Source organism: Hydrogenophaga sp. UC242_53, from assembly GCF_042696965.1.
Taxonomy (GTDB): Bacteria; Pseudomonadota; Gammaproteobacteria; order Burkholderiales; family Burkholderiaceae_C; genus Hydrogenophaga.
In genome coordinates, this window is the sequence record NZ_CP170552.1 from 3,580,759 (window position 1) to 3,602,251 (window position 21,493).

General features: G+C 70.0%; 19 protein-coding genes and 3 pseudogenes. 7 read left to right on the top strand and 15 right to left on the bottom strand.

What is annotated here, in order from left to right; genetic code table 11:
• Positions 1 to 11 precede the first annotated feature (11 nt).
• Positions 12 to 1,619 carry an ABC transporter permease gene (locus ACFJI0_RS18035; RefSeq protein ID WP_382321591.1) on the bottom strand — a complete coding sequence of 536 codons (1,608 nt, stop codon included), beginning with the start codon at positions 1,617 to 1,619 and terminating at the stop codon, positions 12 to 14.
• Positions 1,620 to 1,696: 77 nt separating this feature from the next.
• On the opposite strand from ACFJI0_RS18035, the gene ACFJI0_RS18040 reads away from it, so the two are divergent.
• From ACFJI0_RS18040 to ACFJI0_RS18050, 3 genes are all read left to right on the top strand, one after another.
• On the top strand, positions 1,697 to 2,809 hold the full coding sequence (locus ACFJI0_RS18040) for an ABC transporter ATP-binding protein (RefSeq protein ID WP_382321593.1): 1,113 nt from the start codon (positions 1,697 to 1,699) through the stop codon (positions 2,807 to 2,809).
• Positions 2,810 to 2,943: 134 nt separating this feature from the next.
• A complete protein-coding gene (locus tag ACFJI0_RS18045) occupies positions 2,944 to 3,963 on the top strand; it encodes an extracellular solute-binding protein (protein ID WP_382321595.1) in 1,020 nt (339 codons plus the stop codon).
• Positions 3,960 to 5,618 (top strand): ABC transporter permease, encoded by a 1,659-nt coding sequence (locus ACFJI0_RS18050; protein ID WP_382321597.1) that lies wholly within the window; start codon positions 3,960 to 3,962, stop codon positions 5,616 to 5,618. Before ACFJI0_RS18045 ends, ACFJI0_RS18050 begins: the two co-directional genes overlap by 4 nt.
• Positions 5,619 to 5,630: 12 nt before the next feature.
• Here the strand turns inward: ACFJI0_RS18050 and ACFJI0_RS18055 are convergent, their stop codons facing one another.
• The 4 genes from ACFJI0_RS18055 to ACFJI0_RS18070 form a co-directional block, all read right to left on the bottom strand.
• A complete protein-coding gene (locus ACFJI0_RS18055) occupies positions 5,631 to 6,545 on the bottom strand; it encodes a PepSY-associated TM helix domain-containing protein (protein ID WP_382325715.1) in 915 nt (304 codons plus the stop codon).
• Complete coding sequence (locus ACFJI0_RS18060) at positions 6,545 to 7,054, bottom strand: PepSY-associated TM helix domain-containing protein (RefSeq protein ID WP_382321599.1); 510 nt, start codon at positions 7,052 to 7,054, stop codon at positions 6,545 to 6,547. The genes ACFJI0_RS18055 and ACFJI0_RS18060 overlap by 1 nt, the downstream gene beginning before the upstream one ends.
• A 7-nt stretch (positions 7,055 to 7,061) precedes the next feature.
• Entirely contained in the window at positions 7,062 to 7,556 is a 495-nt protein-coding gene (locus ACFJI0_RS18065) for a copper chaperone PCu(A)C (RefSeq protein ID WP_382321601.1), read from the bottom strand.
• Positions 7,557 to 7,675: 119 nt separating this feature from the next.
• Complete coding sequence (locus ACFJI0_RS18070; RefSeq protein WP_382321603.1) at positions 7,676 to 8,074, bottom strand: DUF2946 domain-containing protein; 399 nt, start codon at positions 8,072 to 8,074, stop codon at positions 7,676 to 7,678.
• A gap of 96 nt (positions 8,075 to 8,170) precedes the next feature.
• Here ACFJI0_RS18070 and ACFJI0_RS18075 point away from each other — a divergent pair, with 96 nt between their 5' ends.
• On the top strand, positions 8,171 to 8,815 hold the full coding sequence (locus ACFJI0_RS18075) for a glutathione S-transferase (RefSeq protein WP_382321605.1): 645 nt from the start codon (positions 8,171 to 8,173) through the stop codon (positions 8,813 to 8,815).
• Between the two features lie 414 nt (positions 8,816 to 9,229).
• Here ACFJI0_RS18075 and ACFJI0_RS18080 read toward each other — a convergent pair whose 3' ends face one another.
• Together ACFJI0_RS18080 and ACFJI0_RS18085 are read right to left on the bottom strand one after the other, a co-directional pair.
• On the bottom strand, positions 9,230 to 11,398 hold the full coding sequence (locus ACFJI0_RS18080; protein ID WP_382321608.1) for a TonB-dependent receptor family protein: 2,169 nt from the start codon (positions 11,396 to 11,398) through the stop codon (positions 9,230 to 9,232).
• Complete coding sequence (locus ACFJI0_RS18085; protein ID WP_382321610.1) at positions 11,376 to 13,517, bottom strand: PQQ-dependent dehydrogenase, methanol/ethanol family; 2,142 nt, start codon at positions 13,515 to 13,517, stop codon at positions 11,376 to 11,378. Before ACFJI0_RS18085 ends, ACFJI0_RS18080 begins: the two co-directional genes overlap by 23 nt.
• Positions 13,518 to 14,040: 523 nt before the next feature.
• Here ACFJI0_RS18085 and ACFJI0_RS18090 point away from each other — a divergent pair.
• Positions 14,041 to 14,358 (top strand): annotated as a pseudogene (locus ACFJI0_RS18090) (GAF domain-containing protein); the annotation flags it as partial.
• On the opposite strand, the gene ACFJI0_RS18095 reads toward ACFJI0_RS18090, so the two are convergent.
• Positions 14,319 to 14,588: a hypothetical protein gene (locus tag ACFJI0_RS18095; protein WP_382321612.1), complete on the bottom strand. Its 270-nt coding sequence runs from the start codon at positions 14,586 to 14,588 to the stop codon at positions 14,319 to 14,321. The pseudogene ACFJI0_RS18090 and the gene ACFJI0_RS18095 overlap by 40 nt on opposite strands.
• A 260-nt stretch (positions 14,589 to 14,848) precedes the next feature.
• Here ACFJI0_RS18095 and ACFJI0_RS18100 point away from each other — a divergent pair, with 260 nt between their 5' ends.
• Positions 14,849 to 14,992 carry a helix-turn-helix domain-containing protein gene (locus tag ACFJI0_RS18100; protein WP_382321614.1) on the top strand — a complete coding sequence of 48 codons (144 nt, stop codon included), beginning with the start codon at positions 14,849 to 14,851 and terminating at the stop codon, positions 14,990 to 14,992.
• Here ACFJI0_RS18100 and ACFJI0_RS18105 read toward each other — a convergent pair.
• The 7 genes and pseudogenes from ACFJI0_RS18105 to ACFJI0_RS18135 all read right to left on the bottom strand — a co-directional run bounded on the left by ACFJI0_RS18105 (position 14,989) and on the right by ACFJI0_RS18135 (position 19,927).
• Complete coding sequence (locus ACFJI0_RS18105; protein WP_382321616.1) at positions 14,989 to 15,342, bottom strand: VOC family protein; 354 nt, start codon at positions 15,340 to 15,342, stop codon at positions 14,989 to 14,991. The genes ACFJI0_RS18100 and ACFJI0_RS18105 overlap by 4 nt on opposite strands.
• Positions 15,343 to 15,356: 14 nt before the next feature.
• Positions 15,357 to 16,095, bottom strand: a pseudogene (locus ACFJI0_RS18110) (lysophospholipid acyltransferase family protein).
• Positions 16,092 to 17,423 (bottom strand): dihydroorotase, encoded by a 1,332-nt coding sequence (locus ACFJI0_RS18115; RefSeq protein WP_382321618.1) that lies wholly within the window; start codon positions 17,421 to 17,423, stop codon positions 16,092 to 16,094. The pseudogene ACFJI0_RS18110 and the gene ACFJI0_RS18115 overlap by 4 nt, the downstream one beginning before the upstream one ends.
• Positions 17,424 to 17,427: 4 nt before the next feature.
• Positions 17,428 to 18,387: an aspartate carbamoyltransferase catalytic subunit gene (locus tag ACFJI0_RS18120; protein ID WP_382154815.1), complete on the bottom strand. Its 960-nt coding sequence runs from the start codon at positions 18,385 to 18,387 to the stop codon at positions 17,428 to 17,430.
• Between the two features lie 2 nt (positions 18,388 to 18,389).
• Positions 18,390 to 18,917 (bottom strand): bifunctional pyr operon transcriptional regulator/uracil phosphoribosyltransferase PyrR, encoded by a 528-nt coding sequence (gene pyrR, locus ACFJI0_RS18125; RefSeq protein ID WP_382154813.1) that lies wholly within the window; start codon positions 18,915 to 18,917, stop codon positions 18,390 to 18,392.
• Positions 18,914 to 19,343 (bottom strand): annotated as a pseudogene (gene ruvX / locus ACFJI0_RS18130) (Holliday junction resolvase RuvX). The gene pyrR and the pseudogene ruvX overlap by 4 nt, the downstream one beginning before the upstream one ends.
• A complete protein-coding gene (locus ACFJI0_RS18135) occupies positions 19,340 to 19,927 on the bottom strand; it encodes a YqgE/AlgH family protein (RefSeq protein WP_291121624.1) in 588 nt (195 codons plus the stop codon). Before ACFJI0_RS18135 ends, ruvX begins: the two are co-directional and overlap by 4 nt.
• Positions 19,928 to 19,992: 65 nt before the next feature.
• On the opposite strand from ACFJI0_RS18135, the gene ACFJI0_RS18140 reads away from it, so the two are divergent.
• Entirely contained in the window at positions 19,993 to 21,492 is a 1,500-nt protein-coding gene (locus tag ACFJI0_RS18140) for a cryptochrome/photolyase family protein (RefSeq protein ID WP_382321622.1), read from the top strand.
• Position 21,493: the final 1 nt, after the last annotated feature.

Here is a 21,493-nt window from a genome sequence, read left to right on the forward strand (position 1 = left end):
GCGCGCCGCTTTCACCTCGCCCGCAAGGTGCGGCTGAGCAGGATCACCGGCACCAGACCCACCAGCACCAGCGTGAGCGCCGGCAGCGCCGCCTCGCCCAGGCGTTCGTCGCGCGCGAGCTGGTAGGTCACCACCGCCAGGGTGTCGCTGTTGAAGGGCCGCAGCACCAGGGTGGCGGGCAGCTCCTTCATCACGTCCACGAACACCAGCAGCGCGGCCGCGGCGGTGGAGCGCTTGAGCAGCGGCCAGTGCACGCGCGCGGCCAGGCCCAGGCCGGTGGTGCCGAGCATGCGGGCCGAGTCGTCGAGGCTGGCCGGGATGCGCGCGTAACCACTCTGCAGTGACTGCAGGGCCACGGCGGTGAAGCGCACGAGGTAGGCCCACACGATGCCAAGCGCGGTGGCGGTGACCCAATAGCCCACGCTGGCCTCGGGCCACAGGGACTGCACCCAGCCCACCGGCAGCAACAGGCCGACCACGATCACCGCGCCGGGCACGGCATAACCCAGGCTCACGAGCTGCACCACGCCGCGCGTGAGCTGGCCCGGCCGTGCGCGCAACGCGAACGCCAGCGCCAGCGCGATCGCGGTGGTCAGCGCGGCCGCCAGGCTGGCCAGCCACACGCTGCTGCGCGACCACTGCACGAAGGAGGTCCACGGCAGGTCGTCCCAGCCCCCGATGAGCGGGCGCAGCATGAACAGCACCGGCAGCACGAAGCCGAAGGCGATGGGCAGCACACAGACCAGCACGGCGCACACGGCGCGCCCGCCTTGCAGGCGCGTGGGCTGGGCCTCGGCGCTGCCGGCGCGCTGGCCGCGCAGCGTGGCGAAGCGCAGCCGGCGCTGGGCGCGGTGTTCGAGCCACAGGAGCAGGGCCACCAGCGCCAGCAGCATCGTGGCGAGCTGGGCGGCGGCCATGCGGTTGTCCATCGCGAGCCAGGCCTTGTAGACACCGGCCGTGAAGGTTTGGATGCCGAAGTAGCTGGCGACGCCGAAATCCGCCAGCGTTTCCATGAGCGCGAGCGCCACGCCCGCGGCCACGGCCGGGCGCGCCAGCGGCAGCGCCACTTCGCGGATGCGCCGCGCCAGCGGCGCGCCCAGCAGGCGCGCGGCTTCCATGAGCTGGGCCGCGCGCTCGGCCAGCGCGGTGCGCGCCAGCAGGTAGACGTAGGGGTAGAGCGAGAAGGTGAACACCCAGACCGCGCCCGGCGTGCTGCGCACCTCGGGCAGCAGGCGCCCGGACAGGCCGAAGGTCTCGCGCAGCCCCACCTGCAGGGGGCCGCTGAACTGCAGGAAGTCGGTGTAGGCATAGGCCACCACATAGGCCGGCATGGCCAGCGGCAGCAGCAGGGCCCATTCGAAGAAACGGCGGCCGGGGAAGTCGAACAGCGTGACCGCGCTGGCCGTGGCGATGCCCACCACCGCCACGCCGATCGCCACGCTCACGCACAACACCAGCGTGGTGAGCGCGTACTCCGGCAGCACGGTCTGCGCCATCTGCGAGAGCACGTCGCGCGCGGCGGCATCGAACTCGAACCAGGACGCCCCCAGCGACAGCACCGGCAGCGTGAGCAGCAGCGCAAGCAGGATCAACAGGGCGGGAGCCAACCAACGCAGCATGGGCAGGTTTCAGGTGAAAGGGCCATCGACCCGCGTCAACACAAATGAGAATTGTAGTTATCTAGAATAGACCGCCTATGTTCCTGAACGTCTCTCAACTCAGCGTGCGGTACGCGGGCCAGTCCCAAGCCGCGGTGGATGGTGTCTCGCTGGGGCTGCGCGCAGGCGACATCGGCGTGCTCATCGGCCCCTCGGGCTGCGGCAAGACCACCCTGCTGCGCGCGGTCGCCGGCCTGGAACGCGCCAGCGGCGGCGGCATCACGCTCGACGGCGAGACCGTGAGCGACAGCCAGCACCACATGCCGGCCGAGCAGCGCCGCATCGGCATGGTGTTCCAGGACTACGCCCTGTTCCCCCACCTCGACGTGGGCCGCAACATCGCCTTCGGCATCGACCGCCTGCCGCGCGCCGAGCGCGAGGCCCGCGTGGACGAGGTGCTGCGCCTGGTCGGCCTGGCCGGCATGCAGGCCCGCTTTCCGCACGAGCTCTCGGGCGGCCAACAGCAGCGCGTGGCCCTGGCCCGCGCACTGGCGCCGCGCCCGCGCCTGCTGCTGCTCGACGAACCCTTCTCCAACCTCGATGTGGACCTGCGCGAGCGCCTGGCCCATGAGGTGCGCGGCATCCTCAAGGCCGCCGGCGCCACCGCCCTCTTCGTCACGCACGACCAGCTGGAGGCGTTCGCCATCGGCGACGTGATCGGCGTGATGCATGAAGGCCACCTGCACCAGTGGGACGACGCCTACGCGCTCTACCACCGCCCGGCCACGCGCTTCGTGGCCGAGTTCATCGGCCACGGCGTGTTCGCCCCGGCGCAGATCCAGATGGTGGGTGACCAGGTCTCGGTGCAGACGCCGCTGGGCCCGCTGCACGACGTGGAGGAATGCCCCCTGCCCTCGGCCTACGAGGCCGGCCTGTGCGACGTGCTGCTGCGCGCCGACGACATCGTGCACGACGACGACGCGCCGGTGAAGGCGCAGATCCTGCGCAAGGCGTTTCGCGGCTCCGAATTCCTCTACACGCTGCGCCTGGCCAGCGGCGAGGTGCTGATGACGCACGTGCCCTCGCACCACAACCACGCGGTGGGCGAGTGGATCGGCATCCGCGCGGAGGTGGACCACGTGGTCACGTTCGAACGCGGCGGTGGCGCCAGCTCGCCGCCCGCACCGGGCTCGCGCCAGACCGCGGCCTGAGCGGCCCGGTTTTTTTTGCCCTTGAAACTTAAAAAAAACTTATCAAAGCAGTGAACTCTTGCGGTGCGGACACACTCCGTCACAGGTCCAAATCGGAATAAATCTTATTTGCAACCTGTCTGGAGTACTTTTTGATGAAACGCCTCGTCCTCACCGCCCTCGCTTTTGCCGGGCTGGCCGCCCCCCTCGCGCAGGCCCAGACCGCGCCGGCGGTGACGGTTTATTCCTCGCGCATCGAGCAGCTGATCAAGCCGCTGTTCGACCGCTACACCGCCGAGACGGGCGTGAAGATCAACCTGCTGACCGACCGCGGCGGCTCGATCGCCGAGCGCCTGGCCGCCGAAGGCGCGGGTTCGCCGGCCGACATCCTGCTCACGGTGGACATGGGCAACCTCTGGAGCGCGGCCGAGCGCGGCCTGCTGCGCAAGATCGATTCGCCCACGCTCAACAACAACGTGCCGCCCAACTTCCGCGACCCGGGCAACCAGTGGTGGGGCCTGTCGCGCCGCGAACGCACCATCTTCTTCAACCCCGAGAAGGTCAAGCCGGCGCAGCTCTCCACCTACGAAGACCTGGCCGACCCGAAGTGGAAGGGCAAGCTCTGCCTGCGCACCGGCAAGCAGACCTACACGCAATCGCTGGTGGCGATGCTGATCGCCAAGCACGGTGAGGCCAGGACCGAGCAGATCGTGCGCGGCTGGGTGAGCAACCTCGCCACCGACGTGTTCACCAACGACGCCAGCCTGCTGCAGGCCATCGGCGCCGGCCAGTGCGAGGTGGGCATCGCCAACACCTACTACTACGGCCGCCTGGTCTCCAGCAACGCCGGCATCAAGGACAAGGTGCACCTGTTCTGGGCCAACCAGGGCGCCAACGAAGGCGGCGCCCACGTGAACCTCTCGGGCGGCGGCGTCACGCGCCACGCCAAGAACCCGGCCGGCGCGCAGAAGCTGCTGGAATGGCTGTCGTCCGAAGCGGCGCAGAACGGCTACACGCGCGGCACTTTCGAAAGCCCGGTGAACCCCAAGGTGGAGCCTGACGCGATCATCAAGGCCTGGGGCACCAGCTTCAAGCCCAGCCCGCTGAACGCGGCCGACATCGGCTCCAAGCAGGCCGACGCGATCCGCCTGCTGGACCGCGCAGGCTACCGTTGAGCGACACCCTCGCCGCGACACCGCTGGCGCCCCGCCAGCGGGTGGCGCGGCGCTGGCCGGGCTGGGCGCTGACCCTGCCCGTGGCCCTGCTCACGCTGATCCCGGTGCTCACCGTGCTCGGCGTGGCGCTCTCGCCGCAGCCCGAGGTGTGGGACCACCTGATCCAGTACGTGCTGCCCCGGGTCACGGCCAACACCGCGCTGCTCATGCTGCTGGTGTCCGTCGGCGTGTTGTGCGTCGGCGTGCCGCTGGCCTGGCTCACCGCGCTGTGCGCCTTCCCGGGCCAGCGCTTCTTCTCGTGGGCGCTCATGCTGCCGCTGGCGTTTCCGGCCTATGTGCTGGCCTTCGTGCAGATGGGCCTGTTCGAGTTCGCCGGCCCGGTGCAGAGCCAGCTGCGCGTGTGGTTCGGCAGCAGCGCCTGGTTCCCCGAAATCCGGGGCAGCCTGTGGGGCACGGTGATGGTGCTGACCATGGCCTTCTACCCCTATGTCTACCTGCTCGCGCGCAACGCCTTCATGACGCAGGGCCGCCGCGCGCTGGAGGCCGCGCGCACGCTCGGCCACAGCGCGCCGCGCGCGTTCTGGCGCGTCTCGGTGCCGATGGCGCGCCCCTGGATCGCGGGCGGCCTCGCGCTCGCCCTGATGGAAACCCTGGCCGACTTCGGCGCGGTCGCCGTCTTCAACTACGACACCTTCACCACCGCCCTGTACAAGGCCTGGTTCGACCTGCACAACCTCGACGCCGCGGCGCAGCTCGCCGCCCTGCTCGTGCTGGTGGTGCTGGTGCTCGCGGCGGCCGAGCAGCGCTCGCAACAGGGCCGCAGCTACCAGGTGGCCTCGCGCCACACCCCCCCGGTGGCGCTGCACGGCTGGCACCGCTGGGCCGCCTTCGCGGTCTGCGCGCTGGTGTTCACGACCTCGTTCGCCATCCCCATCGCGCAACTGGTGATGTGGTCGCTGAGCACCTGGCGCGAAGAGCTGGAGCCGCGCTACTGGGACTTCACGCTGAACACGGTGCGGCTCGCGCTGGGCACCGCGGCCATCGCCACGCTGCTGTCGCTCGCGCTGGCCTGGCTGCGGCGCCACCACCCCGACCGCGCCACCGGCTGGACGGTGCGGCTGGCGATCATCGGCTACGCGGTGCCGGGTGCCGTGCTCGCCGTGGGCGTCTTCATCCCCATCGCCTGGCTCGACAACCTGCTCATCGCCTGGCTGCAGCCCCTGGGCTTCGAAGGCTTCCAATTGCTCAAGGGCAGCGTGCGCACCATGCTGCTCGCGCTCTCGGCGCGGTTCCTGGCCGTGGCCTACCACGCGATCGACAGCGCCATGCAGCGCATCACGCGCAGCCAGGAAGAGTCCGCGCGCACGCTGGGCCTGGGCACCTGGGCGATGCTGCGCCGGCTCTACCTGCCGCTGCTGCGCGGCGGCCTGCTCACGGCCTTCCTCATGGTGATGGTCGATGTCATGAAGGAAATGCCGATCACGCTGATGACGCGCAGCTTCGGCTGGGACACGCTGGCCGTGCGCATCTTCCAGCTCACGTCCGAATCGATGTGGGCCAACGCGGCAGTGCCGGCACTGGCGATCGTGGCCGTGGGCCTGCTGCCGGTGGTGCTGATCGTGCGGCAGACCGACCGCCGCGTCGGCGGCGGTTGATCCATCGATCGATCAGCCCAGCGCCGTCCGCAGCGCCGGCAGGCGCGAGACCACCAGCCAGTCGAGCAGCAGCACGCCGAGCAGCACCGCCCCGCTGAGCGGGAAGGCCAGCGCCAGCGCGCACATCACCAACGCCCCGCCCTTCCACAGCGACGGGTCGCGCGGCGCGGGTGGTGCCACCAGTCGCCAGCTGCCCTTGGGCCGGCGCTTCCACCACATCACGATGCCGCTCACGCACAGGAACACGATGGCCAGGCAGAACAGCACGTTGAGCAGGGCGTTCCACAGCCCCAGGTCGCCCTGGTGCAGCGCGATGCCCACCGCCATGGCCTTGGCCAGCAGCGGGTAGTCGGCATAGGCGGCCTCGGCCAGCACGCGGCCGGTGTAGCGGTCCACGTGCACCGTGCGATCCTGCGTCGGGCGGCCCAGGTCGCCGCTCATGGTGTCGGCCGACAGGGTGTACACGCCGGTGTCGCCTTGCGGCAGCTGGATGTGGTGCTGGCCCGTGAAGCCGAGCCGCTTCGCGAGCGCGGCCACGCTGTCCAGGTCCACCGGCTGGCCGGCGGGCACGCCCACCGCGCCGCCCGGCGAACCCGAGGCCGGCAGCGGCGTCTGCGCCAGGCCCCAGGGCACCTCGTGCGTGCCGCCGGCGTTGAGCGTGGCGTGCGTGGCGTCCGACAGCGGCACGGCGTCCCACTTGGCGGCGGGGAAACTGCCCCAGGGCTGCGCGAACTTCGCGCCCCACACGCCCGTCCAGGACAGCCCCGTGAGCAGGAACACCAGCAGCACCGTGCCGAGCCAGAAGCCCAGGCTGGCGTGCAGCGAACGCCACCACAGGCGCCCCTTCAGGCGCAGGTCGGGCAGCAGCACCTGGGCCCAGCGCGTGCCGCCGCGCGGCCACCAGAGGTAGAAGCCGGTGACGACCATCACGATGCCAGGCCCGCCGCGATCTCGATCAGGCGGTCGCCCACGTCGCCCAGCAGCAGCGTGCCGTGGATCTTCTCGGCCCAGGCGAACCAGGTCTGGTCCTTGTCCACCAGCTGCAGCACCTGCGCGGTGTACGGGTCCACCGCCACCGCTTCGGTGGTGCCGTCGCGCGCGACGACGAACCAGCTCGCGCGGTCGGGCGCGGCCGGCGCGATGTACTCGCGCAGCGTGGCCTGCGAGCGCAGTTCGAGCACGGCCTTCGCCTGCGCGCTCACGGGCAGCGGCGCGTGGTCCATCGGGTTCACCGTCACCACCGGCCCGAGGCGGGTCTGGAAACCGGTGAAGAACACCATGACCAGCCCGGTGAGGGCCAGCATGAGCAGAAAGGGCACGACGTAGAGGCCGGCGTAGAAGTGCCAGCGCCAGGCCACGGCATGGAAACTGGAATGCGAGGACGGCTTCGTCCCCGCGTCCGCCAGCGCGGACGCGCGTTCAGCAACGGCTTTCATGGCCGCCTCAGTGCTTGTGCTTGCCGTGGTCTTCGGCCGCGGCGGCCGGTGCCGCACTGGTGCCACCGAGCGCGCGCGCCGTGGCCTTGACTTCCAGCGTGCTGCGCTGGCCGTCCTTGCCTTCGAGCACCAGCGTCACGGGCACCACGTCACCGGCCTTCACCTGGCCCTTGAGGTCCAGCAGCATCACGTGGTAACCACCAGGCTTGAGCTCGATGGCCTGGCCGGCGGGCAGCGCCAGGCCCTTGACCTCGCGCATGCGCATCACGTCCTTGTCCATGGCCATTTCGTGGATCTGGGCCACACCCGCGATGGGCGAGCGGGCTTCCACCACGCGGGTGTCGGCCTTGGCGGTGAGTTGCATGAAGGCGCCAGTGGATTTCTGTTGCGCGACGGTGGCGCGCACCCAGGCGTCTTTCACCTCGACGGGAGCGGTGGCGGGCGCTTGCGCCCAGGCGCTGGCCGTCACGGCCAGCAGGGTGGAGATGAGCAGGGATTTCATCGTGGAGTCGTCCATCGAAAAGCATTGATCGGGTTCGCCCGGCCCGGGCCGCGGCGGGGCGGCGACAGGGGCTTGGGCGGAGAGGCGGTCCGCGCCTGGGCGCGGGCCGGTGGGGTGCGTCAGGCCGTGGGCGGGGCGCGCGACTGCGCGGCGGGCCAGGGTGGCGCGGGCAGGGCCGAGCGGAAGGGCTCGGGCGGGGGCTCGGCGCGGGGCGCGAGCACCAGGGTGGGCATGGACGATGCGGGCGGCAGGCCGACGGCGCCGTGCAAGTTGCACCAGGGGCAGTGGCGCGAGGCGTCGGCCATGGACTTGCCGACATCGGCCATGGCGGCGTTGTCGCCGTCGATGGCATCGGCCTGCACCCAGACCATGCCGCTGGCGCTGCAGACCTGCACCCAGCCGGGGCCGCCTTGCGCGGCGACCACCGCCTGCGCCACGGTGGGCGCGAGCGCGCCCAGCAGCATGGCGAGCATCGCCAGCCAGGCGGCGAATCGGTGGGTGGTGCGGGGGAAGCGCATGGCGGGGCAGTTTATCAGCCGGGCCCGTCAACTGCGGGACGCGTGGGCGGATGCCCCGGGCTACGATGGTGCGCACAACCCCAACAGGAGACAGACATGCTCAAACTCTGCGGCTTTTCGGCCAGCAATTACTACAACAAGGTCAAGCTCGCGCTGCTCGAGAAGGGCGTGGCGTTCGAGGAGGAGCTGGCCTGGATCGGCGAGACGGACAAGGCCTGCAGTCCGCTGGGCAAGGTGCCGTACCTGAAGACGGACAAGGGGTCGCTGTCGGAGTCGACAGTGATTCTGGAGTACATCGAGGGCGCTTTTCCCGAGGTGCCGCTGTTTCCGCGCGATGCGTTCGAGGCGGCGAAGGTGCGGGAGTTGGTGCGGTATCTGGAGCTGCATCTGGAGCTGGTGGCGCGCAATCTGTATCCCGAGGCGTTCTTCGGCGGCAAGGTGAGCGATTCGGCGAAGGAGAAGATCGGCCAGCAGCTGGAGAAAAACGTGGCTGGGTTTTCGAAGCTGACGAAGTATTCGCCGTTCATCGCGGGTTCGCAGTTCACGTTGGCGGATTGCGCGGCGGCGGTGCACCTTCCGCTGGTGAGCAGCGCGACCAAGATCATCTACGGCCGCGATTTCCTGGCCGATACGCCGGCTCGGGAGTACCTGAAGCGGCTGGGTGAGCGGCCTGCTGTGCAGAAGGTGAATGCGGATCGCAAGGCGAACACCGAGTTGATGCTGGGGCGGTCCAAGGGCTGAGTCTTTTCTTCGCTCTGGCTGGGTGGGCGGGGCGGGTGGGTAAGGGGTGTTTGGGCTCCGGCCGCTCGCGGGTGGCTGCCCGGGTTCGCCTTCACCGCTTCGTCAACACCTTGGTTGGCACGCTCGCTCTGGGGCAACCGCGAATGGGGCCTGCGCCCAAACACCCCTTACCCACCCACCTACAAGCAAAGTCGGCGCGCGCCCCTTTGCATGCCAGCGTTTGTTCGCAGGACAGTGGCGGTGCCCGCAGGCGCAGGCCCCATTCACGGTTGCCCCAGAGCGTGCGTGCGAGGGTGGTGTTGACGAAGTGATCTGTGTGCGCCCGCGCAGACACCCGTGAGCGGCCGGAGGCCTGCGGGCACCGCCACTGGCCTGACGCGAGGTCCCCGCCGGAAACACCCCGAACGAAGAAGCTCAGGGAAACCGCCGCACCAACTCAAAGCCGACGTACAGGGACCGCCCACCCCCAGGCTCGAAGAACCGGTTGTTCCCCTCATTCACGATCACCGACCCCGCATAAGAACGGTCGCTCACGTTGTCGATGCGCACGAACTCCCGCCAGGTCCAGTCACCCCGGTTCTGCTCGAACCGCACCCCCAGGTTGAACACCGTGCTCGCGGACGTGAAATCCGTGTTGCGGTCGTTCACCGCCATGCGCCCCGTGTGCAACGCCTCCAGCGTGAACACACTGTTGGCCCACCCCGGCTCCCACGCCACCTGCAGATACGCCTGCTGCTTCGCCAAGCCCGGCAGGCGGTTGCCCGCCGCCACCGGCACATTCGGCACCGCGCACGGCGTGCGCACACAGGTCAGGAAACCATCGCGGTAGGTCGCGTCCATCCACGTGTACGCCGGCGTCACGGTGAATTTCCCCCACTGCATCACCCCCGCCAACTCAAACCCCTGGCGGCGCGTGCGCCCCGCGTTCTGGAACGTGGACCGCCCCCCCGTGTTCGACAACACCACGATCTCGTCCTTCGTGCGCGTCTCGAACAGCGTGGCGCTCCAGCTGCCCCAAGCCTGGCGCCCCCGCAAACCCGTCTCGGCGCTCAGGCTGCGCGAGGCGTTCAACGAGGGGTTGAGCCCCGTCAGCCCCGAGGCGCGGTAGGCCACCTCGTTGAGCGTGGGCGTCTCGAAACCGCGCCCCACGCTCGCGAACGCCTGCAGCTGCGGCGTGATCTCCCGGCGGATGCCCAGCACCGGGCTGAAGCCGTCGTAGTCCGCCGCACCGCTGTCGTTCGGGTTGCCCGCCACGATGTAACGGTCGGCCGAGGTGAAGCGCACGCGCGAGTGCCGCAGCCCGGCCAGGAACGTGGTCGCCGGTGTGCGCCACTCGGCCTGCACATAAGGGTCGAAGGTGCTGGCGCGGTTGGTCTCGTCGCGCCGCAAGCGGCCCTGCACGCCCAGCGCGGCGCCGATGAAGTTCTCGTACCCCAGGCGGTCCTCGGTCTGCCGGTCCGAGGCGATGCCGGCGGCCACGGTGAGGCGGCCGCTGTCGTAGCTGCGGTCCAGGCGCCAGCGTGCGTTCCAGCCCCAGTAGTCGCGGTCCAGGTCGATCACGCCGCCCGCGCTGCCGGCCGGAATCTGCGCGCCGGTGGGAATGGCCTGGAACTGGCGCACGGCGCGCTGGCCGCCATAGCCCATGAGTTCGATGCGGTGGCCCTGCCCCAGCGCCTGTTCCCAGGCCAGCCCCACCTGCGTCTGCGAGACGCTCTTGCGCGTGTTGAACTGCGTGGCCGCCGCCGTGGTCTGGCCGGGGTCGGCGTCGAACTCGGCGCGCGTGAGGCCCAGCGGGTCCAGCGCCTGGCTGCTCTGGCGGTTGAGCACGAGCACCGTGCGCCCGCCGTCGTGCGCGCGGCTGAGCTTGAGGTTGCCCGTGCTGCGCGACGCGGCCGATTGCGGGCGCTCGCCGTCGGTGGCGAACTTGCCCGCGTCCAGGGTGTACGACCAGCCCGGCTGCTCGGCGCTGCCGGTCTGCCCGCTGAGCTGGGTGGAGAAGCGCCACAGCCCGTTGGAGCCGGCCGCCACGCCGGTGCGCCACTCGGTGGGGCGCTGGCCGTCCAGCGTGTAGAGCGCGATCACGCCACCGGCCGAGGCGCCGTACAGCGCCGAGAACGGACCGCGGATGACCTCGATGCGGTCGGCGCTGCCGATGGGGAAGTTCGCCGCCTGGCCCTGCCCGTCGGGCGCGCTGGCCGGAATGCCGTCCACGTACAGGCGCACGCCGCGCACACCGAAGGGCGCGCGCGCGCCGTAGCCGCGCATGGAGATCTGCAGGTCCTGCGCGTAGTTCTGCCGGTTGCGCACCACCAGGCCGGGCACGCGGCCCAGGCCTTCGGAGAGGTTGATCTGCAACTGGCCCGCGCGCAGTTCCTCGCCATCCACCACCTCGACCGAGCCCGGCGCCAGCCAGCGTTGCTGCCAGGCCGAGCCGCCGGTGATCACCACAGGCGCGAGCGCGCCGGCGGTGTCGCCGTCGCGCTCGCTGGTGGCGGTCTGGGCCCAGCCGGGCACCGCCAGCACCAGACCGGCGGCCGCCCCCAGGGCGCCAAAGGCGTGGCTAGTTCTTCGGCCGAATGGCATCGGCCGTGCCCTGGATGAACGCTTTGATTTTCTGGACATCGTCTTGACTGAGTTTTCCGGTGAAGTCCGGCATGCCGCGTGCCATGGCCGGACCGGCGAACACGAACTTGTCGAGATTCTCGATGAAGGCCGAATCCATGTAACCCAGGTTGGGGATGTTGCCGCCCCGGTCCACCCCCGGCACGCCGTGGCAGAACACGCAGTTGCTCACGTACAGCGCGGTGCCGGCCGGCACGTGGGCCGGGTCGTACTTCACGCCGGCCACGAGCTTGCCGAGCTGGTAGTTCACGAAGGCCGGCGGCTGCGCCTTGCCGCCCACGGCGAAGGTGTAGACCGTGCCCGGGCCCTGGCGGTCGGTGGCGCGCTGCGCCAGGCCATAGACCCCGCCCCAGCCCACCGCGATCGACACGTACTGCTTGCCATCCACCATGTAGGTCGAAGGCGCGGCGATCACGCCGGTGCCGGTGGGCGTTTCCCACAGCTTCTCGCCGCTGGTCGCGTTGTAGGCGATGAAGCGGCCGTCGGCCGTGCCCTGGAACACCAGGTTGCCGGCCGTGGTGAGCGTGCCGCCGTTCCAGGGCGAGATCTGCTCCTGCGTCCAGCGCGCCTTCTGCTGCACCGGGTCCCAGGCCACCAGGCGGCCAAAGGGTTTGCTCGAGGGCGGCTCCACGTTGGCGAAGGTGGCCAGGTTCCAGCCCATGTTGGCGTGCGGTTCACCGGGCCGGTCGGCGTTGAACTTCCAGTCCTTGTTGTCCATCAGCGTGAGCGGCACGCCCTGCACCGGCATGTAGACCAGGCCGGTGGCCGGGTTGTACGACATGGAGTGCCAGTTGCGCGCGCCGAACGCGCTGGGGATGATCTCGCGCGGCCGGTCGGCGGTGCGCGCGGCCGGGGTCTCGATCGGGCGGCCGTTCTTGTCGTAGCCGGTGGCCCAGTTCACGTCCACGAAGTTCTTGGCCGAGATGAACTTGCCGTTGGTGCGGTCGATCACGAAGAAGAAGCCGTTCTTGGGCGCGTGCAGGATCACCTTGCGCGGCTTGTTGTCGAGCTTGATGTCGGCCAGGATCATGGGCTGCGTGGACGTGAAGTCCCAGTTGTCGCCCGGGGTTTCCTGGTAGTGCCAGACGTACTTGCCGGTGTCGGGGTTGAGCGCGACGATGGACGCGAGGTAGAGGTTGTCGCCGCCGGCCGGGCTGCGCTTGCTGCGCGCCCAGGGCGAGCCGTTGCCGGTACCGATGTACATCAGGTTGAGCTCGGGGTCGAACGTCATGGTGTCCCAGGCCGTGCCGCCGCCACCGGCTTCCCACCACTTGCCGGCCGGGTCCCAGGTCTTGGCGGCCTTGGCCATGGACTCGTCCTCGAACGGCTTGCTCGGGTCGCCCGGCACGGTGAACCAGCGCCACTTCTGGTCACCGGTCTTGGCGTCGTAGGCGGTGATGTAGCCGCGCACGCCGTACTCCGCGCCGCCGTTGCCGATGATCACCTTGCCCTTGAAGACGCGCGGCGCGCCGGTGATGGTGTAGCTGAACTTGCGGTCGATGATGGTGTCCTTGGACCACACCTGTTCGCCAGTGGCCGCGTCGATCGCGATCAGCCGGCCGTCGTAGGCCGCCACGAAGACCTTGCCCTCGTGCAGCGCCACGCCGCGGTTGACCACGTCGCAGCAGCCCTTGTAGCCCGCCTCGCGCGAGACCTTGGGGTCGAAGGTCCACAGGCGCTTGCCGGTGCGCACGTCCACCGCGTGCACGATGCTCCAGGAGGCGGTGACGTACATGATGCCGTCGACCACCAGCGGCGTGGACTCCACCCCGCGCGAGGATTCGAGGTTGTAGGACCAGACCAGGCCCAGGTCCTTCACGTTGGCGGTGCTGATCTGGTTGAGCCTGGAGTGGCGCGTCTCGGCGTAATCCAGGCCGTAGCTGGGCCAGTCCGGCGTCTTGCTCGCGTTGGCCTTCATGAAGCTGGCGTTGACCTTGCCGACGGCGGCCCGGATGTGCTCCTGCGAGCCCTTGATGGGGGCCTGCGGCTGCGCGAGCGCGGCGCCGCAGAGCGTGGTGAGTGCGGTGAACAGGCAGGCGGCCGCGCGGCACCTGACCAAAGCAAGTGGTGACGGATTCATCGTGTCTCCTTGTGCTGCCTGCGGCGCGCAGGCCTGTTTGTGGGGCTGCCAGGGCCTGTCGTGCTCGGCCCAGCTTTGCCATCTTCTGCCTCTCCGGGAGCCGATTCATCTTCGGGATTTCCCTGAAGCCGATGTGTTCCGGCGTGGAACATCCGACGGGCGGCGGGCAGGGCTTACCCGCATGCCACCGCGCGCCGATGAACGGGATACTGATCGAGGAGACGCCCAGCAGGACAAGAACATGCCCCACCCCACGAACGGGCAGGCGAGCACGCCGCGCCAGCTCTTTTTCCAGACCACCGAACAGCGCACCGCGCTGGCGCGCCAGCGCTTCTTCGACGAAGGCACGCGCCCCTCCGGCCTGGTGGGCGAGGCGGTCATCCAGTCGTGGCTGCGCTGCGCCTCGGCGCACCAGCAGCCCACCGACCGCGTGAGCTTCGAGCAGGTCACGCGCAGCCGGGCCCACGCCAGCCTGAACCGCAACCGGCAGCTGCTGCAGGCCGGCAACCTCGAGCTCAACCACATGGAAGCCGCGCTGGCCGGCACCGACTGCCGCGTGCTGCTGACCGACGCGCAGGGCGTGATCATCCACGCCACCCAGCTGCCCGCGACCAACCAGCACCCGCTGCTCAAGACCGCCTCGCGCGTGGGCGTGAACCTCACCGAAGGCCAGGTCGGCACCAACGCGCCGGGCATCGTGGTGCGCACCGGCGAGGCCTGCACCGTCACCGGCGCCGAGCATTTCTTCCAGAGCCTGCAGAGCCTGCACTGCGCGGCCGCGCCGATCCGCGACATCCACGGTCAGCTCGCGGGCGTGCTGGACGTGTCGATCGAGGCCGGGCGCTTCCAGTTCGATGCCGCGTCGGTGGTGGGCATGTACGCCACCACGATCGAGAACCGCCTGCTGCAGTTGCAGTCGGTCGAGCACCTGGTGCTGCACTTCCAGGCCAGCCCCACGCTGCTGGGCACGCCGATGGAGGCCCTGGCCGGCATCGACGCTGGCGGGCGGGTGCTGTGGCTCAACGGCGCGGGCCGCCGGCTCACGGGCTGCCGCATGGAAGAGCGGCACACGGTGGACGAGGTGTTCGGCGTGCCGCTGGAGCGCCTGCTGGCCCTGCCGCGCCAGCACCAGGCGCAGACCCTGCGCCTGCCCAATGGCCTGGGCGTGTGGGTGACGGGCACGCTGACCGCGAGCAACGGCGCCGACTTCAAGCACGCGGTGGCCGTGTCACAGCCCGCGCCCGAAGTCACCGAAACGGCGCTCCCACCGGCTGCCATCGACACACCGGCCCTGCGCGACACCGCCGGAAACCGACCACGCTCAGGCCACCTTGCTGGACCACAAGCAGCGCCTGATCGAGACCACGCTGGCCGCGTGCGGCGGCAACATCGCGAAAGCCGCGCGCGCGCTCGGCGTCTCGCGCGGCATGCTGTACCGGCGGCTGCAGAAGGCGCAGGCGCCGGACGCGGGTTAAGGCGTCGACCAGACGGCGAGTTCGTGCCCGTCCGGGTCGAGAAAGTGGAAACGGCGCCCACCGGGAAAGTCGAACACGGGCCTGGAGATCCGCCCGCCCGCGGCCTCGATGCGCTGCTGCGTCGCGGCCAGGTCGTCCGCGTACAGCACGATCAGGGCGCCGCCGGGGCGAACGGCTTCGCCGGTGGCGAAGCCCCCGGTCATGCGCCCGTCGTTGAACTCGCAGTAGCCCGGGCCGTAGTCCACGAAGGTCCAGCCGAACGCCGCGCCATAGAAGGCCTTGGCGCGCGCGATGTCGCCCACGTTGAACTCGATGTAGTCGATGCGCTGGTCGCGCCCTTCGGTGCCCATGGTGGGTCCTTTTTTCAGAGCGCGCGCAGGCGGTCGATGTCCGCGCGCAGGTCGTTGGCCCAGGCGCGGCGGTCGCGTCCCTGGTCGTGTTGCGGCTCGCCGTAGCGCACCACGGCCCGCAGGCCGTCGGCGTTGAGCGTGGCCCAGATCGAGCCGATCAGCGTGGTGTCGCCCACGAACACCGGCGCCGGGTGCGGCTCGCCGGTGTCGCGCTGCACGAAGCGCAAGGCAATGGGCAGCACGGGCGCGCGCGCCGCGATGGCGGCCTGCAGCAGGTTGGCGTGGAAGGGCAGCAGGGCCCGGCCGTCGCCCGTGGTGCCTTCGGGAAACACCGTGAGGATGTCACCCAGCTCCAGCCGCTCGGCCATGTGGTGCACCATGCGCATGGCCGCGCGCCGGTTGCCGCGTTCGAGGTAGAGCGTGCCCGCGCCGGTGATGAGCGAGCCCAGCAAGGGCCAGTGTTCGGCGTCGGCCTTGGAAACGAAGCGGCTCGGGCGCGCGGCGTTCATCACCAGGATGTCCAGCCACGACATGTGGTTGCGCAACCTGCAGCAGCGGACCGTGTTCGGGCGGCGTGCCCTCGACCACCAGCTCCACGCCCAGGATGAGCAGCATGCGGCGCGTCCACTCGCGCACCACGAGTTCGGTCTGCGACGGGGTCAGGCGGCCGAGCTCGGTGCGGATGGTCCACAGCGCACCCAGCACGTGCGCGGTGGCCCGCAGGCCACGCCAGAGCGCGCGAAAGGGTTTCACGCGGTGGCGGTCCGCTCGGTGTCGACCTGGTAGGCGAGCTGCCCACCCACCAGCGTGGCGTGCACGCGCACCGGCAGTTCGTGACCGCCGAAGGGCGTGTGCTTGCCCTGGCTGCGCAGCGCCTCGGGCCGCACGGTCCAGCCGCTGTCCGGGTTGAAGATGCAGAGGTCGGCCACGCCACCCACGGCGATGCGGCCCGCGCTGGCCTGCAGCGTGCCCAGGCTCGCGCCCAGCACCGCCTGCGGCCCGACGGTGAGCACGCCCAGCGCCTGCATCAGCCCCAGGCCTTCCTGCTGCGCCCAGGTGCAGGCCAGGCCCAGCAGCAACTCGACCGCCGTGGCGCCCGGCTCGGCCTCGGCGAACGGCAGGGTCTTGGCGTCGCTGTCCACCGGGTTGTGGTCGGACACCAGCGCGTCGATGGTGCCGTCGACCAGGCCCGCGCGCAGCGCGTCGCGGTCGCGCTGCTGGCGCACCGGGGGCTGCAGGCGCAGGCGGCTGTCGTAGTAACCGATGTCCACATCGGTAAGGTGCAAGTTGTGCACGCTGACGTCGCAGGTGACGGGCAGGCCCTCGGCCTTGGCCTGGCGCACCAGGGCCAGGCCGGCCGCGCTGCTGAGGCGGCACAGGTGCACGCGCGCGCCCGCGCCGCCGCCCTTGGCGCTGCGCATCAGCTCGAACAGCGTGTGCAATGCGATGGTTTCGGCGGCGGCAGGAATGCCCGCCAGGCCCAGGCGCGTGGCCAGCGGGCCGCTGGCGGCCACGCCCTTGCCAAGCCAGAAATCCTGCGGACGCAACCAGACGGTGTAGCCGAAGGTGGCGGCGTACTGCAGCGCGCGTTGCAGCACCTGCACGTTGACGATGGGCACCTCGGCCTGGCCGAAGCCGATGCAGCCGGACTCGGTGAGCTCGGCCATTTCCGTGAGCACCTCGCCCTGCAGGCCGCGCGTGAGCGCACCCAGCGGGAACACGCGCGCCAGGTGCAGCTTCTCGGCGCGGAACTTGAGCATGTCCACCAGGCCGGGCTCGTCGAGCACCGGGTCGGTGTCGGGCGGGCAGACCAGCGAGGTCACCCCGCCGGCCACGGCGGCGGCCATCTCGCTCTCGAGCATGCCGGCGTGCTCCTGCCCGGGCTCGCGCAGGCGCACCGCGAGGTCCACCAGGCCGGGCGCGACCACGCAGCCGCTGGCGTCGAGCGTGCGGTTGGCGTGGAAGTCGGGCGCCACGTTGCCGATGGCGATGACGCGGCCGGCGGCGATCGCCACGTCGGCGATCTCGTCGCGGCCGCTGGCCGGGTCCATCACCCGGCCGTTCTGGATCAGGATCTTCATGTCGTTATGCCTCGTTCCCCGCGACGATGCCCATGACCGCCATGCGCACCGCGATACCGTAAGTGACCTGCGGCAGGATCACGCTCTGCGGTCCGTCCACCACGGCCGAATCGATCTCCACACCCCGGTTGATCGGGCCCGGGTGCATCACGATCGCGTCGTCCTTGGCCCAGCGCAGGCGCTCGGGCGTGAGGCCGAAGCTCTTGAAGTACTCCTGGCTCGAGGGCAGCAGGGCACCGCTCATGCGCTCGTTCTGCAGCCGCAGCGTGATCACCACGTCGCAGTCCTTGATGCCCTCCTCCAGCGTGTGGCACACGCGCACGCCCATCTGGGCGAGGTCGCTGGGCACCAGCGTGCGCGGGCCGACCACGCGCACGTCGGGGCAGCCCAGCGTGGTGAGCGCGTGGATGTCCGAACGCGCCACGCGCGAGTGCAGCACGTCGCCGACGATCGCCACCGACAGCTTGGTGAAGTCCTTCTTGTAGTGGCGGATCGTGTACATGTCGAGCAGCCCCTGTGTGGGGTGCGCATGGCGCCCGTCGCCCGCGTTGACCACGTGCACGTGCGGCGCCACATGCTGCGAGATCAGGTAGGGCGCGCCCGACTCGCTGTGGCGCACGACGAAGATGTCGGCCGCCATGGCGCTGAGGTTGGCGATGGTGTCGAGCAGCGATTCGCCCTTGGCGGTGGAGCTGCGCGCGATGTCGAGGTTGATCACGTCGGCGGAGAGGCGCGTGGCCGCGATCTCGAAGGTGGTGCGCGTGCGCGTGCTGTTCTCGAAGAACAGGTTGAACACGCTCTTGCCGCGCAGCAGTGGCACCTTCTTCACCTCGCGGTTGCTCACGCTCGTGAAGTTGGCGGCGGTGTCCAGGATCTGCGTGAGGATGTCGCGCGACAGGCCCTCGGTGGAGAGCAGGTGAATCAGTTCACCGTTCTTGTTGAGCTGGGGGTTCTTGCGTTGCACGGTCAGGCTTCCTTGGTTTCCAGCACGAAGCTCAGGCGGCCGCTGTCGTCGCGCGCGAGCTCGAGCGAACGGCCCGCGGGCACGTCCAGGCGCGCGGCGCACAGGTTGGCCTCGATCGGCAGTTCGCGCCCGCCCCGGTCCACCAGCACCGCCAGGCGCACGCTGGCGGGGCGGCCGTAGTCGAAGAGTTCGTTGATCACGGCGCGCAGCGTGCGGCCGGTGTAGAGCACGTCGTCGATCAGCAGCACGTGCGCGCCGTTCACGTCGAACGGCAGTCGGGTTTGCGCGCTCGAAGCCAGGCCGCGCTGCGCGAAGTCGTCGCGGTGCATGCTCGACGAGATCACACCCGCGGGCCCGCTCAGGCCCAGGTCGGCCTGCAGGCGCTCGGCCAGCCAGGCGCCGCCGGAGGTGATGCCGGCCAGCACCACGGGCGCGGGCGACGAGGCCAGCAGCTGTTTCACCCCGCGCGCCAGCTCCGCGTAGAGCGCCTCGGCATCGGGCAGGTGGGAAGGTGACGACGACGACGTCAAGGCAGGCTCCTCAAAAACTGTTCCAGGATGATGCAGGCCGATGCGGCATCGGCGTCTTTGGCCCCGAGGCTGTGGGCCTCGGTGGTGCTGTAGCGCTCGTCCACCTCGAACACCGGCAGGCCATGGCGGCCGCGCAGCTGGCGCGCGAACTTGAGCGCGCGCGCGGTGTTCTCGTGCGCGGCGCCGTCGGGGTGGTAGGGCACGCCCACCACCAGGGCGTCGGGCTGCCACTCCTTCAGGCGCTGCGCGATCTGCGCGAAGCGCGCGTCGCCCTCGGCGGCGATGGTGGGCTGGGGGGTGGCGCTGCGCGTGAGGCGGTTGCCGGTGCGCAACGCCGGTGCGCTTGAGGCCGAAGTCGAACGCCAGGAACACCTGGCAATGCGCCGGGACTTCAATGGTCGTGGGCGCCGGTGCGTTCACGGTCATGCATGCCCCGCGTCGGGCGACAACATCCAGGGCTGCAGGCCCAGCAGGGCCATGGCACGCTCGTAGCGCTCGGCCACCGGCGCGTCGAAGATGAGGTTGGGGTCGGCCTCCACCGTGAGCCAGCTGTTCTCGGTGATTTCCGATTCGAGCTGGCCCTGCCCCCAGGAGGCGTAGCCCAGCGAGACGAACACCCGGCGCGGGCCGGCGCCCGAGGCCATGGCTTCGAGCACGTCCTTGGAGGTGGTCATCTCCAGGCCGCCGGGAATGGACAGGGTGGACGCGTAGACCGACTCGCCCTCGCCCGAGACCGCCTCGTGCAGCACGAAACCGCGCTCGGTCTGCACCGGGCCGCCCTGGAACACCGGCAGCTCGGCCAGGTCGTCACGCCCCATGGGCAGGTCGACCTTCTCGAACAGGCGGGGCAGCAGGATGTCGCTGGGCTTGTTGATCACCAGCCCCAGGGCGCCGCGCTCGCTGTGTTCGCACATGAACACCACGCTGCGGCCAAAAAGCTCGTCGCTGAGGCCGGGCATCGCAATCAGGAAATGATTGGTCAGGTTGATGGGGGCAAAATCAGCGGACATGGCGCGATTTTAAGCCGCCTACTCTGCTGGTCATTGCCCGGCAGGGGCAACCCCCGCCCTGGCCCATGAACAGCTACGACAAAGGTCTGATGTGGTTCCGCCGTGACCTGCGCGCCGAGGACAACGCGGCGCTGTACCACGCGCTCAAGGTCTGCCGCCAGGTGTGGTGCGTGTTCGTGTTCGACACCGAGATCCTGGACGACCTGATCGAACGCGGCCTGCGCGCCGACCGGCGCGTGGAGTTCATCCGCGAATCGCTGGTGGAGCTCGACGAACGGCTGCGCGCGCTGGGGCGGGCGCACCGCGTGGAAGGCGTGGGCCTGATCGTGCTGCACGCGCCGGCCCGGCAGGCGATTCCCGCGCTGGCGCAGAAGCTGGGCGTGCAGGCGGTGTTCGCCAACCACGACGACGAACCCGCCGCCCTGGCGCGCGACGCGCGCGTGTTCGGCGACCTCGCGCACGCCGGCATCCTGCTGCACAGCCACAAGGACCACGTGGTCTTCGAGCGGCGCGAGGTGCTCACGCAGGCGGGACAGGCCTTCGGCGTGTTCACGCCCTACAAGAACGCCTGGCTCAAGGCGCTCACGCCCTTTCACCTGAAGGCCTACCCGGTCGCCCGGTACGCGGGCACGCTGGCCGGCGTGCCGGCCGAGCACGCGGTGCCGGTCCCCAGCCTGTCGGACATCGGCTTCGAGCCCACCAACCTCGCGCAACTCGCCCTGCCCACGGGCACGAGCGGGGCGCAGGCGCTGTTCGAGGACTTCGTCGACCGCATCGACCGCTACACCGAGGCGCGCAATTTCCCCGCCGTGAAGGGGCCGAGCTACCTGAGCGCGCACCTGCGCTTTGGCACCATCTCGATCCGCCACCTCGCCTCGGTGGCCTACCAGATGCACCTGCAGGGCATCGCGGGCGCGAGCACCTGGCTGTCGGAACTGGTCTGGCGCGACTTCTACCACCAGGTGCTGGCCAACTTTCCGCACGTGGTGGACAAGGCCTTCAAGCCCGAGTACGACGCCATCAAGTTCGAGCACGGCAAGCACGCCAAGGAGCAGTTCGCGGCCTGGTGCGAGGGCCGCACCGGCTACCCGCTGATCGACGCGGCCATGGCGCAGATCAACCAGACCGGCTACATGCACAACCGGCTGCGCATGGTGGTGGCCAGCTTCCTGGTGAAGGACTTGGGGCTGCACTGGCAATGGGGCGAACGTTACTTCGCCGACCACCTGATCGATTTCGACCTCGCGGCCAACAACGGCGGCTGGCAGTGGGCCAGCTCCAGCGGCTGCGATGCCCAGCCCTGGTTCCGCATCTTCAACCCGGTGACGCAGAGCGAGAAGTTCGACCCGCAGGGCAAGTTCATCCGGAAGTACCTGCCGCAGCTTGCCGGCCTGCCGGACGCGGCGATCCACGCGCCCTGGAAGGCCAACGAGATCGAGCTGGCGGCGGCCGGTCTGGTGCTGGGCGAGGGCTACCCGCAGCCGATCGTGGACCACGCGATGGCGCGCGAGCGCACGTTAGAGCGCTACGCCGTCGTCAAACAACCAGGCAAGACGCCCCGCTGAG